General features: G+C 41.3%; 12 protein-coding genes. 8 read left to right on the top strand and 4 right to left on the bottom strand.

Features of this window, described 5'->3' with window-relative positions; translation table 11 throughout:
- Positions 1 to 2: 2 nt before the first annotated feature.
- On the bottom strand, positions 3 to 428 hold the full coding sequence (locus J8Z25_RS00865) for a BLUF domain-containing protein (RefSeq protein WP_130049995.1): 426 nt from the start codon (positions 426 to 428) through the stop codon (positions 3 to 5).
- A 492-nt stretch (positions 429 to 920) separates the two neighbouring features.
- Complete coding sequence (gene typA / locus J8Z25_RS00860; protein ID WP_130049997.1) at positions 921 to 2,744, bottom strand: translational GTPase TypA; 1,824 nt, start codon at positions 2,742 to 2,744, stop codon at positions 921 to 923.
- A 507-nt stretch (positions 2,745 to 3,251) separates the two neighbouring features.
- On the opposite strand from typA, the gene glnA reads away from it, so the two are divergent.
- The 5 genes from glnA (at position 3,252) to J8Z25_RS00835 (ending at position 8,354) form a co-directional block, all read left to right on the top strand.
- Positions 3,252 to 4,658 (top strand): glutamate--ammonia ligase, encoded by a 1,407-nt coding sequence (gene glnA / locus J8Z25_RS00855; protein WP_130049998.1) that lies wholly within the window; start codon positions 3,252 to 3,254, stop codon positions 4,656 to 4,658.
- A gap of 133 nt (positions 4,659 to 4,791) precedes the next feature.
- Positions 4,792 to 5,316 carry a DUF4124 domain-containing protein gene (locus J8Z25_RS00850; protein WP_233786779.1) on the top strand — a complete coding sequence of 175 codons (525 nt, stop codon included), beginning with the start codon at positions 4,792 to 4,794 and terminating at the stop codon, positions 5,314 to 5,316.
- A 79-nt stretch (positions 5,317 to 5,395) separates the two neighbouring features.
- Entirely contained in the window at positions 5,396 to 6,466 is a 1,071-nt protein-coding gene (glnL, locus tag J8Z25_RS00845; protein WP_130050000.1) for a nitrogen regulation protein NR(II), read from the top strand.
- A gap of 18 nt (positions 6,467 to 6,484) precedes the next feature.
- Positions 6,485 to 7,870, top strand: coding sequence for a nitrogen regulation protein NR(I) (gene ntrC / locus J8Z25_RS00840; RefSeq protein WP_250661528.1), 1,386 nt, complete (start codon positions 6,485 to 6,487; stop codon positions 7,868 to 7,870).
- 25 nt (positions 7,871 to 7,895) lie between these two features.
- Entirely contained in the window at positions 7,896 to 8,354 is a 459-nt protein-coding gene (locus J8Z25_RS00835) for a Crp/Fnr family transcriptional regulator (protein WP_130050002.1), read from the top strand.
- Positions 8,355 to 8,495: 141 nt separating this feature from the next.
- Here the strand turns inward: J8Z25_RS00835 and J8Z25_RS00830 are convergent, their stop codons facing one another.
- On the bottom strand, positions 8,496 to 9,011 hold the full coding sequence (locus tag J8Z25_RS00830; RefSeq protein ID WP_350338348.1) for a hypothetical protein: 516 nt from the start codon (positions 9,009 to 9,011) through the stop codon (positions 8,496 to 8,498).
- A gap of 57 nt (positions 9,012 to 9,068) precedes the next feature.
- Entirely contained in the window at positions 9,069 to 9,356 is a 288-nt protein-coding gene (locus J8Z25_RS00825) for a hypothetical protein (RefSeq protein ID WP_062566674.1), read from the bottom strand.
- Between the two features lie 235 nt (positions 9,357 to 9,591).
- Between J8Z25_RS00825 and J8Z25_RS00820 the strand changes: the two genes are divergently transcribed.
- The 3 genes from J8Z25_RS00820 (at position 9,592) to acnA (ending at position 13,426) form a co-directional block, all read left to right on the top strand.
- A complete protein-coding gene (locus J8Z25_RS00820; protein WP_130052215.1) occupies positions 9,592 to 9,966 on the top strand; it encodes an RNA-binding S4 domain-containing protein in 375 nt (124 codons plus the stop codon).
- Between the two features lie 70 nt (positions 9,967 to 10,036).
- Entirely contained in the window at positions 10,037 to 10,456 is a 420-nt protein-coding gene (locus tag J8Z25_RS00815; protein WP_130050005.1) for a hypothetical protein, read from the top strand.
- A 219-nt stretch (positions 10,457 to 10,675) separates the two neighbouring features.
- Positions 10,676 to 13,426 carry an aconitate hydratase AcnA gene (gene acnA, locus J8Z25_RS00810; RefSeq protein ID WP_130050006.1) on the top strand — a complete coding sequence of 917 codons (2,751 nt, stop codon included), beginning with the start codon at positions 10,676 to 10,678 and terminating at the stop codon, positions 13,424 to 13,426.
- The last annotated feature ends 109 nt before the right edge of the window (positions 13,427 to 13,535 follow it).

Genomic DNA, 13,535 nt, shown 5'->3' with positions numbered 1-13,535 from the left:
CATTACATCGTATGTTTGAGCAATGAGTCACGTAAAGCTAGCATAAGTTTATGCGCGCTTCCTGCAGACATGGCTAATGGGTTAAATTCGCTGGTCCCTGAATATTTAAGATTAATAGGGCTTACTTGTTTAGTGTAAGGAATATAACCCATAGACCAATTTTCAAATTCCCTTTCATAAATTTCACAATAATTCAGCATGATAATATTACGATGACGCTTGTCATTAAGAATACGATGATAAGTCTCATTCACTGCTTTTCGTGACCCTTCGAGGCATTGCATAAAATGAGAACTATTAAAACAAAGTAGCCCTGTTACATTACATTTAGCATTATTCTGTTTAGCTTTCTCTAGAATATTTTCGATGTCATTAGGTCCAAATCCATCGCTAATTTCACTTGTGTAAATCAGTCTAACTAAATACATCTTACTCTCCTGCAAGGTAGATTTAGAAAAGATAGTACAAGTGGGGGGGTTAGTAAAAAGTTGCGAGTTGCTCAATAAACTAATTAACTAGGTTAGAAATACAAAAAATAAGCAAAGCTATAGCTCTAATAGCAATGTTGGAACAATTCACTCCTAGTGAATGAGCTTAGGCTAAATTCCAGTGGCATTAGCTTTGTTATGGAAGTATTTTCCTAAAATTCCTGTCGGTAGCAATAAAACATTAATCACTGTGGTACGAAATATTACGCCAACAAGAAAAGTAATATCAAGGTCAGGATTACCATCCCACTCAGGTTGGGACATTAGTTGCGACACATAGTGTAAGTCACTTGCGATCTGACGGCTGACGGCTGACGGCTGACGGCTGACGGCTGACGGCTGACGGCTGACGGCTGACGGCTAATCATACAACAAAAAACCGCCGTATTTTTCAATACGGCGGTTTTAATTTTGAAAAACTAAAAGACCTTATTAGTCTTTAGCTGCACGACTCGCACGTTTACGCTCACTTTCAGTTAAGTGACGTTTACGAATACGGATGCTCTGAGGTGTAACTTCCACTAACTCATCATCATCGATGAATTCAATCGCTTGTTCAAGCGTATAGTTAAGTGGTGGTGTTAACGTTTGTGCTTCATCTGTACCAGATGCACGAACGTTAGTAAGTTGCTTACCTTTAAGTGCGTTTACTGTTAGGTCGTTATCACGGCTGTGGATACCGATAACCATACCTTCGTAAACTTCAACACCGTGACCGATGAATAACTTACCGCGGTCTTGTAAGTTGAATAATGCGTTAGTAAGTGCTTTACCTGTTGCGTTTGCAATCATTACACCATTCTTACGCGCACCGATAGTACCGCCTTTATGTGGACCGTAGTGATCGAATGTGTGGTAAAGAAGACCAGAACCAGACGTTAATGTCATGAATTCAGTTTGGAAACCAATTAAGCCACGGCTTGGGATCATAAAGTCCATACGTACACGGCCTTTACCATCTGGAGACATGTCTGTTAGTTCACCCTTACGAAGACCAATTTGTTCCATGATAGAACCTTGGTGCTCTTCTTGACAGTCGATTGTAAGTGTTTCGTATGGCTCTTCTTTTTGACCATCAACTTCACGAAGGATTACTTGTGGACGAGAAACCGCAAGCTCGTAACCTTCACGACGCATGTTCTCGATTAAGATACCTAAGTGTAACTCACCACGACCAGAAACACGGAAGCTATCTGGATTGTCAGTTTCTTCAACACGTAGTGCTACGTTGTGTACAAGCTCAGCTTGTAAACGCTCAAGGATGTTACGTGAAGTTACGAATTTACCTTCTTTACCAGCAAATGGTGATGTGTTTACAGAGAACGTCATTGTTACTGTAGGCTCATCAACGCTTAGCGGTGGTAATGCTTCAACGGTATTTACATCACAGATAGTGTCTGAGATTTTCAGCTCACCAAGACCTGTGATAGCAATGATGTCACCCGCGCCTGCAGATTCTGCTTCATGACGCTCAAGGCCTAAGTAGCTCATTACTTGGCCAACTTTACCGTTACGCTTAGTACCGTCTGCACTAACAATTGTTACTTGTTGGTTAGGACGAACAGTACCACGCTTGATACGACCTACACCGATAACACCGATGTATGAGTTGTAGTCAAGCTGAGAAATTTGCATTTGGAAAGCACCTTCAGGATCTGCATCCGGTGGAGATACTTCGTCAACGATCATCTTGAACATTGGTTCCATGTTATCTGATGGCTCGTCTAAATCCATTGTTGCCCAGCCGTTGATCGCTGATGCATAGATGACTTTAAAGTCTAACTGTTCATCAGTTGCACCTAGGTTATCGAATAAATCGAAAACTTGGTCCATAACCCAGTCAGGACGTGCACCTGGTTTGTCGATTTTGTTGATAACAACAATCGGCGTTAAACCTTGTGCGAATGCTTTTTGCGTTACGAAACGCGTTTGCGGCATTGGACCTTCTTGAGCATCAACAAGTAGTAATACTGAGTCAGCCATCGAAAGTACGCGCTCTACTTCACCACCGAAGTCGGCGTGTCCTGGGGTGTCTACGATATTGATATGGTAGTCGTTCCAAGAAATAGCTGTGTTCTTAGCTAAAATGGTAATACCACGCTCTTTCTCAATGTCGTTTGAGTCCATTACGCGCTCTTCGTTACCGCCGCGCGTTTCTAATGTGCCTGATTGCTCAAGCAGTTTATCAACCAAAGTTGTTTTACCGTGGTCAACGTGGGCGATAATCGCTATATTTCTTAACTTTTCGATGCTCATATTTTTTCTCAGAGAAATTGAATCTCATTGATCCTGCAAGATCTACGCAGTCACCTGCGTTTTCACCAGATGTCCCAGCATAGGATTTAAAAGGGCGCATATTATCCCTTAATAATGGCATGGATGAAAGTTTATCCAATATAAATTTATAAACTTTCTTCAGGCTTTTTATAAGTATCTGTTTTATAAATGACAAATTTATGAAAATTAAAGTGAATCTGAACGCAAAACTGGCGAAAATTTAGTTTTTGAACCATATTTTGGCACTAAATCGTGTTCGTAGCAGAAAAATTGGCACGCGCAATAATTGTGCAAAAATAAGGTTGCACTTTTTATGCACCACAATGAACTTTTTGTGCACCAACTTGGTGCTTGAAGAGTTAACAAAACTGAGCCGTGTTTATTTTTATAAGCCTAAACAATGTGTTAAAAACATGGCACGAAACCAGCTTACAATAGCGAAAAGCAATAATGCAGCAAAAATAAAACCCAACAATTGGAGGACACATGTCACAATCGGTTTTAGATTTTATCAAAGAAAATGACGTTAAGTTCATTGATTTACGCTTTACTGATACCAAAGGTAAAGAACAGCATGTTTCTATTCCTCATCACCAAATTGATGAAGATTTCTTCGAAGACGGCAAAATGTTTGACGGTTCTTCAATTGCTGGTTGGAAAGGTATCAATGAATCAGACATGGTACTTATGCCTGTGCCTGAGTCTGCAAAAATGGACCCGTTTTCTGAAGAAGCTACACTAATCATACGTTGTGACGTAGTTGAGCCTTCAACACTTCAAGGTTACGAGCGTGACCCGCGCTCTGTTGCAAAACGCGCTGAAGAATACATGCGTTCTACAGGTATTGCTGACACTGTGTTATTCGGCCCTGAACCAGAATTCTTCCTATTTGACGATGTTAAGTACAAATCAGACATGTCTGGTTCTATGTATAAAATCGATTCTGTAGAAGCAGCTTGGAACTCAGATAAAGATTACGAAGGTGGCAACATGGGTCACCGTCCAGGTGTTAAAGGCGGTTACTTCCCGTGTTCACCTGTTGATTCATCACAAGACTGGCGTTCAGCAACTTGTTTAGTTCTTGAAGAACTTGGTCAAGTTGTAGAAGCTCACCACCATGAAGTAGCAACTGCAGGTCAAAATGAAATCGCAACGCGCTTCAATACAATGGTATTAAAAGCTGACGAAATCCAAGAGATGAAATATGTTATCCATAACATGGCTCACTTATATGGTAAAACAGCGACTTTCATGCCTAAGCCAATTGTAGGTGATAACGGTTCAGGTATGCACTGTCACCAATCTTTAGGTAAAGATGGTGTAAACATCTTCGCTGGTGACAAATACGCTGGCCTTTCTGAAGAAGCTCTTTACTACATCGGTGGTATCATCAAGCACGCTAAAGCAATCAACGCATTTGCTAACGCGTCTACTAACTCATACAAGCGCCTAGTTCCAGGCTTCGAAGCACCAGTAATGCTTGCATACTCTGCACGTAACCGTTCTGCTTCAATCCGTATTCCAGTGGTACCGTCTGCAAAAGCACGTCGTATCGAAATTCGTTTCCCTGATCCAACAGCAAACCCATACTTAGCATTCTCAGCAATGCTTATGGCGGGCCTTGACGGTATCAAAAACAAGATCCACCCTGGCGATGCAATGGACAAAGACTTGTACGATCTACCTGCTGAAGAAGCTGCTGAGATCCCACAAGTTGCATCTTCTTTATCTGAAGCACTTGCATCACTAGACGCTGACCGTGAGTTCTTAACTCAAGGTGGTGTGTTCACTGATGACCTAATCGATGCTTACATTGCTCTTAAGAGCCAAGAAGTTGAAAAGCTTAACATGACAACTCACCCAGTTGAGTTCGAAATGTACTACAGCGTTTAATTTAACGCTGTATCAGAATTATCTGAAAGATAATAAATGTGTGTTCTCAAGCCCGCTTTGCGGGCTTTTTTAATGGTAATTGAGCGGGTTCTACTCTACAGTTTTATTTAAATAAAAAATGCAGGGTTGCAGGGTGAAAAGCACAACTTTATTAGTATTATTGCTGATTTTTATAAGCTTTTTTGGCTATAGCGCAGCGCAAAAAGTATATTCTTGGAAAGATAAGAACGGCGTTTTAGTATTTTCTGATACACCGCGACCTGGTGCTATCGAAGTAAAAATAAATACCCAAAATTTGACTATGCCAGCTACCGATACCAGTATACTTGATAGGGGCGCGCCAAACACCACACCTATTAAATTTAAAGTCAGTATTTCATCTCCTAAAAACGAAGCCACTGTTCGCGAAAATACCGGCTCAGTATACGTTACTGCGCGAATTAGCCCACGCTTTGAAACAGGGTTTAAAGTACAGCTTTTACTTGACGGTACGCCCCATAGTGAACCTAGTAATAGTACGACCTTTGCACTAAGAGAGGTCAACCGCGGTGAACACACATTACAAGCAAAACTTTATGATGCTAATAATAAACTCGTTTCGGTTAGCCCAATCAGCACCTTTTTCATGCATAGAGCTTCTGTAATTAGTGGAAACTAATATTTCAACTTAACGTCTCGCAACGCAAAAAGAATATGCTAAGCTGCAATAAATCGAAACGCACTAAAATGGTGCAACCATGCTCAGTGATACACACTTTAATTCTGAATTGCTCGACAGTATTTGGAAAAATTTAAGTACTGCCGTTATTCTACTCGACCATGATTTTAAACTGGTTTATGCCAATGATAGCGCCAGTGAGCTTTTAGGTTTAGGCCCGAAGCGAATCATCAATCAACCTTTCGACAACTTATTTAACTACCACTCAATAGACTTAAAGCGCATAGCTCAGTATTCATTATTCGATGGTGTCGATTGCCATCAGCATAGAGCTGACGTAGTGTTCGTTGATTCTCGTCATGCAAAATTGACCATTAGTACACGACGTATAAGTCACAACGATAGTCACTATATATTGTTCGAATGCCGTCAAATGGATGATGAAATCCGTCACGATCAAGCCTCTAATCAAATGCATCAATATCAAGCTGCACGAAACTTAATTCGTGGTTTAGCACACGAAATTAAAAATCCTTTAGGTGGAATTCGCGGAGCGGCGCAATTATTGCAGTATGAGGTTGATCAGCAAGAACGAGATCAATGTGCTGAATTAATCATTGAACAAGCCGACCGTTTACGCGAGCTTGTAGACCGTTTACTTGGTCCGAATCAATTGCCACATAAATCTTATGGCAATATTCACCAAGCTTTAGAGTCAGTGATTAAACTGAGCATGTTAGACAACAATGCCAATATCACTTTAGTGAAAGACTATGATCCAAGTATACCAAGCGTGTACATCGATCAAAGTAAAATTCAACAAGTGGTACTGAACATTATTCGTAATGCACAACAGGCACTCGTTGATGGTGGTGAGATAAGAATAAAAACCCGCATCAATCATCAACACAGACGCCCTGGTAAAGCACCGAAAAAGACCTTGCTGATACAAATTTCAGATAACGGCCCAGGTATAGACAAGAGTTTACGTGAAACCTTGTTCTACCCAATGATCACCAACAAAGAAAATGGATCAGGGCTTGGTTTATCGATAGCGCAAACCTTGGTTGACCAACATGACGGCCACATTGATTGTGACAGTTGGCCAGGCCATACAGAGTTTAATATCTATTTGCCTTTTACGGATTAATGGTTTTTTGGAGTAGTCATGAAAACAGTCTGGTTAGTTGATGATGATGCCTCAATTCGCTTTGTACTAGAAAAAGCGTTGGCACGTGCAGGATTTGAAACTGAAAGCTATGCAAACGCACAAGATGTGCTTAATGCATTAAAGTTTAGCCAGCCCACGGTATTGGTATCTGATGTGCGTATGCCAGGTATGGATGGTATGGCGTTACTTGAAACCATTGCTGAACAAAACCCGGGCTTACCGGTGATCATCATGACTGCTCACTCTGACTTAGATTCGGCGGTTAATGCATTCCAAAAAGGCGCATTTGAGTACCTTGCCAAACCGTTTGACTTAGATGAAGCTGTAGCGCTGGTAGAAAGTGCATGCCGAGCTAATTCCACGAAAAAAACTAAGCGAAAACAAGCACCACAAACTAATGCACATATAATAGGTGAAGCACCCGCTATGCAGGAGGTGTTTCGCGCGATTGGTAAATTATCAGCATCAAGTATGAGTGTGTTGATTAACGGTGAGTCAGGGACAGGTAAAGAGCTTGTCGCCAGTGCCCTTCATAATCACAGCCCACGCAAAGAAAACCAATTCATCGCCCTGAATATGGCTGCAATTCCTAAAGAGTTAGTAGAGTCAGAGCTATTTGGTCACGAAAAAGGCGCATTTACAGGGGCAGACAGCATCCGTAAAGGCCGCTTCGAGCAAGCAAATGGCGGCACCTTATTTTTAGATGAAATTGGTGACATGCCACTCGACGTACAAACACGTTTATTGCGCGTTTTAGCTGATGGCGAGTTTTATCGTGTTGGTGGTCATCAAAGCATTAAAGTTGATGTACGTATTATTGCTGCTACGCATCAGAATCTAGAAGATTTAGTAAAACAAGGCAAATTTCGTGACGATTTATTTCATCGTTTGAATGTTGTGCGCTTACGTTTACCTGCCCTACGCGAACGTACTGAAGATATTGAACGACTAGCACAACACTTTTTACATAAAAGTGCCAAAGAGCTACAAGTTGAAAGCAAAATATTAAGCCCAAAAGCCACAGAGCAACTTCGCTTGTTTAATTGGCCTGGTAACGTGCGACAACTAGAGAATACCTGCCGCTGGTTAACCGTAATGGCACCGGGTGAGCTTATCAGTGAACAAGATTTACCACCGGAGATTGTTGCTGTCGAGCCTACTGAGCAAGAAGGTGATTGGCTGGATGCATTTCAACAATGGCTTAACCTTGAACTTAAGCAAGGCAAAGAAAATATTTGGCCAGCCATTCAAGCTCAACTTGAAACTCGCTTGATTAAAACAGCTCTTGCCAACTGTGCTGGCCACAAGCAAGAAGCCGCAGTAAAGATTGGCTGGGGTCGCAATACATTGACCCGCAAGCTAAAAGAGCGCAATATTAGCTAATTTTAAGCTATACCGATGTGAGTCAATGAATTTAATCGAGCACATTCCACTCATTAAACAAATGGAAATTATTAACAGATTGCCGTTTTTTAGGGAGTTTACTCTCAGTGAGCGACAAGTGTTATTAGAGTCCTTCAGTCATTTATATTTGGTCAAACAGGGCCGCGCAGTTTTCAAACAATATGATACTGATAAACGACTTTATATTGTGCTAAGTGGCTCACTCATGGTGTTCAAACAAAGTCACTTACTTGAACTTGGCACAATCGAGCCCGGTGAGTTTATCGGTGAAGGCGCATTTATTAATAACCGAGAGCACAGCACCAGTGCACGCGCTAGAGTCGATACCATTTTGTTAGCTATCACCCCTGAAGCACTCATCCGCTTACCCAATGTGATCCGCGAGAAAATTAAAGACCGCATAATCGAGGGCATGAGTGAACGTATTACCAAGCTTAGTAATTACCTCGAATCAGGTAGTTAGTCCATATACACCACTTGCAATGAGCAATTCAACCAACTGGGCTTATTAACGCGAGCCGTATAACGATAAGTATCAGATGGTTTTAGACCAAAAGGGGTACTCACTTTTGGCGTTAAATGACTGTATGTTTGCGAGTAATTTTTATAATAAATGACTAAGTAGCCATATATAATCCCAATCTAGTGAGACTTTTCTACCGCTTGCAAGGGTAAAGTGTGCCTGCTTGTCATTAAATGTAACAGCAAGATCATTGTACTTGTCTTCAACACATCCAGTGGTGAGTACACGAGTCGGCATAGTAAAACTAGTTGCAGTATTTTTAGCTCTTAAGTAAAAGCCAATATTTCCATGATTGTAAAAGTGATTGGCATCTGTGGTGTACTTAATTTCAGCTTGATAACCCAGCCCCTGCATAATTTCTGCAAGTTGCTCGGTTTCATGAGTCAGAATTTTATCGCTCGATAACATTAAGGTCGCATCAGCAAAGTCTCTTGGAATAGGTAGCTTTGTGTATTCATAAGGTAAGCTTTGCTTATTTAAAGCTTGCTCTAATGTGTGCAGCTGTTGTTCATCAAGTTTTTCAGTGTATACGTACACTGTTGGTTGCTGACAACCTGCCAAAATTAAAAATAGGGCTGCTGAAATTATCCTTTTCATTTTCTTTCTCACTTTGGATTACAACTGTAGTCTAAAGTGGGAAAAACAATAAATCAATTAATTAAGATGTTTTTTCAGCCAACTATTAACACTTTGACGGGTATATAGAATATCTTTAAATAAACGGTGGGTTTGATGCTGGAGCAGTTTTTCTTTATTTGTTTCCCCTGAACTCAGCTGGCTATGATTATCATTAAATCGCGAAATTAACGCAAAACCTTGTTCTGATTTTTCAGGCTGAGACTTAATTGTTTGTGTTAACAAAGCTCGCACATCATCTGCTGCAAGCAATGACGAATCTTGCAAACCCATTAACTCTTTTCTTAGCGCTGATCTTACGCCCATTACAACTTCTCCTGAACGAATAAAAAATGAAACGGACATGCATTTAGCAATTTGTACACCAATTCCAAACGCGCGCAGTGTACTCAGTAAATACTGCAGTTTTTTTACTGTTTGTAAAAATTTAAGATTATTTATTGCTGTAAATTTTAACCGCTTGAAGAGCTTAAAAATTTAATCTTGGTTCAATTGAGTGCTAGGCTTTATAATGGCTGCGATTGAATTAAGAGAGACCAACATGAACGAAGATTTCATCGAAATTGAACTAGAAGAAGAGCCAATAGAACTATGCAACTTGCTAAAAGTGCTCGACCTAGTCGAAACAGGTGGCCAAGCAAAAGCCTTAATTGGTGAAGGTTATGTTGGGGTTAACTATGAAATTTGTACAATAAAGCGGAAAAAATTATACAGTGGTGACGTGCTGGCTTTTGATGGTGAGTTGTTCCAACTTACATTAAGTGAAGATGCTACACCGAATCCTCGCCCACCGGAATCTGTTCAAAAAGCACAACCACAAAACAGTGAAGAAGCGCCAAAAAAATCAAAGCGTAAACGCACTAAGAAACCAAAAGTGGACGAAAAAACCGGCCGCCGCCCTATCTCTTTTGGTTAACTAAATCTTGCTTAGTTAGCATAAATCACCTTTAATTGGATGCGATAATAACAACAATAAAAGGTGATTTATGGCTCCTCCGTCTTGGCTCAAGCCACTTGCTTGGGCAGCATTTGTTTGGAATCTTTTAGGCGTCATTGCATTTGTAATGCAGCTGTTGATAACACCCGAAATGATTAGCCAACTCCCTGAAGCACAACAAGCCGCATACCGCGACATCCCTCTATGGTCAACGGCTGCCTTTGCAATAGCCGTGTTTGCAGCAAGCTTTGCGAGCATTTTATTACTCGCCAAAAAAGCCCTTGCCAGAGAGTTATTTTTAATCTCGTTTATCGCTGTATTAGTCCAGCAATATTATAATTTTGTGGTGATAGATAGCCTTGCCATGTTTGGTACTAGCGCATTAGCAATGCCATTCTGCGTGATCGTTATTGGTTTACTATTACTGTTTATTAGCCATAAAGGTAAACAACAAAACTGGCTCAACTAAAAGCACTTATTTCTGAGGGTAGTTTAAAATAACTACCCATTTATCTGTCCCTATCCCTTGAAATAAATCACATCGGCATCAACTATATTAGATAGCATATTTTTTCATCAGCTAGATGAATTTCTCAGCTGGTATTAAGTTTGCAATAACGCTGTGTCAATTTCGAAAAGGAAACAACAAGGCAAGCCAAACTGCTTGCTCAAACCACAGGGGCAAATAATGAATAACAGTTTTGATACCCAAAAGCAGCTTACGATTAATGGTGAGCAATATCATATTCACTCTTTACAAGGGTTAGGCGACAAAGCAAAACGTCTGCCATTCTCATTAAAAATCTTACTTGAAAACCTATTGCGCAATGAAGACGGCGTAAATATTAAAAAGCAAGACATCGATGCCTTATTAAACTGGGACCCACAAGCCAAACCGTCAGCAGAAGTGGCGTTTACGCCTGCTCGTGTTGTAATGCAAGACTTTACGGGTGTTCCAGCCATAGTTGATTTAGCTGCGATGCGTGATGCCATGGAAAAACTTGGTGGCGACCCTGCGAAAATTAACCCGCTATCGCCTGCTGAGCTGGTAATAGACCACTCAGTGCAAGTTGATGGCTATGGTGAAGATGGCTCATTCGACTTAAATGCAAAACTTGAATATGAGCGTAACAAAGAGCGTTACGAATTTTTACGCTGGGGACAAACCGCCTTCGATAATTTGAAAGTCGTGCCACCAGCTACCGGCATCGTACACCAAGTTAATTTAGAATATTTAGCCCGTGTGGTGTTTAACGATAGTAAAAATGGTAAATCACTCGCCTACCCAGATACCCTAGTCGGAACCGATTCGCACACCACCATGATCAATGGTCTTGGGGTACTTGGCTGGGGAGTGGGTGGTATTGAGGCCGAAGCCGCAATGCTTGGTCAACCAATCAGCTTACTCATTCCACAGGTCGTCGGCTTTAAGCTCAATGGTCGCCTGCCTGAAGGTACGACCGCAACAGATCTTGTGCTAACCGTGACAGAAATGCTGCGCAAGCATGGCGTCGTGGGTAAATTTGTTGAGTTTTATGGTGATGGTCTTGCTGATTTACCACTTGCAGACCGTGCAACTATCGCAAACATGGCGCCGGAGTATGGAGCAACCTGCGGTATTTTCCCAATCGATGATGAAACCATTAACTACCTGCGTTTAACAAACCGCGATGACAAACAACTTAAACTCATCGAAGACTATGCGAAGCATCAAGGCTTGTGGCGTAATCCTGGCGATGAAGCTCATTATACCGACACACTTGAGCTATCGCTTGATGATGTAGTGCCGAGCCTTGCCGGCCCAAAACGCCCACAAGATAGAATCGCCCTAGACAAAGCTGGTGATATCATTGGTGAGCACTTAAAAGGCTTCCAAGATGAGCGCATGCAACACCGTGATAAAAGCGATGTTCAAGAGGCTCGCATTGAAGATGAAGGCCCAGCAACCAATCCTGATGAGCCAGTGAACGAAGCGCAATATATGGGTGCAGCTAAAGTTAACTTTAAAGGCGAAGAGTTTGAGCTTAAAGATGGTGCTTGTGTGATTGCAGCAATTACGAGCTGTACAAACACCTCAAACCCAAGTGTTATTTTAGCTGCAGGTTTAGTTGCTAAAAAAGCCAAGCAATTAGGCTTAAAGGTTAAGCCATGGGTAAAAACCTCACTTGCTCCAGGCTCACAAGTCGTGACTGATTACTTGAAAAAAGCCGACTTAATGGATGATTTAGATGCTTTAGGCTTTAATCTTGTTGGTTATGGTTGTACAACCTGTATCGGTAACTCTGGACCTTTAGCTGATGAAATCACTGATGCAATTCAAAAACATAAACTAGTAGTCAGCTCTATTTTATCGGGTAATCGTAACTTTGAAGGCCGTATTCACCAAGATGTGAAAATGAACTTCTTAGCGTCACCACCACTTGTGGTTGCATACGCTATAGCTGGTCGTACAGATATAGACGTTTATAACGAGCCCCTTGCACAAGATCCTAATGGTAATGACATTTACCTAAAAAATATCTGGCCAAGTGTCAGTGAAGTTAGCGAGCTAGTCCGTGAAACAGTGACCAAAGAAATGTTCGCATCAAGCTATAGCAATGTGTATCAAGGCGATGATCGTTGGCAAAAAATTCAAATTCCTGATGGCAAACTTTATGATTGGGATGATGCGTCAACCTATATTAAAAGAGCGCCATTCTTTGATGGCATGGAGATTGAGCCTCCAGGGATCCCAAGCATAAGTGGTGCACGCTGTTTAGCTAAACTAGGTGACTCAGTAACCACTGACCATATTTCACCAGCGGGTGCGATTAAAGCAGATGCCCCAGCAGGTCTTTACTTGCAAGAGCATGGCGTACAAAAAGCACAATTTAACTCATATGGTTCGCGCCGTGGTAATCACGAAGTAATGATGCGCGGCACCTTTGCCAATGTGCGTTTACGTAATCTATTAGCACCGGGTACTGAAGGCGGTGTTACCCGTATACAACCAAACGATGAGCTCGCTAGTATTTATGATGCAGCCATGCAATATCAACAAGATGGCACGCCACTCATTATTTTAGCAGGCGCGGAATATGGCACAGGTTCATCACGAGATTGGGCAGCTAAAGGTTCACTATTACTTGGTGTTAAAGCCGTTATTGCACAAAGTTATGAGCGTATTCACCGTTCTAACCTCATTGGTATGGGTGTATTACCACTGCAATTTAAAGAAGGTGAAAGCTATGAATCACTGGGCCTAACAGGTCAAGAGTCATTCGATTTTGAAGGTTTATACGACAAAACCAATGAAGTAAGCGTAATTGCCACTAACAGTGAAGGCAAACAAATTAGCTTTAGTGTTGATGTGCGTATAGATACCCCTAAAGAATGGGATTACTACAAACACGGCGGTATTTTACAGTATGTACTGCGTAATATGCTGGCTGAGCAGTAATTGATTTAAGTTAACTAAGGGGCTGAATTTTCAGCCCCTTTTTTTGTTTAAAACACCAATTAATTGCAGTTTAGACCAACACAATTATTTACAAAAAATGAAAAGCACA

The organism is Pseudoalteromonas sp. SCSIO 43101 (assembly GCF_023650775.1).
Classification (GTDB): Bacteria; Pseudomonadota; Gammaproteobacteria; order Enterobacterales; family Alteromonadaceae; genus Pseudoalteromonas; species Pseudoalteromonas apostichopi.
The sequence above is the reverse complement of the archived record's forward strand: the minus strand, read 5'-3'. Positions and strand labels throughout refer to the sequence as shown.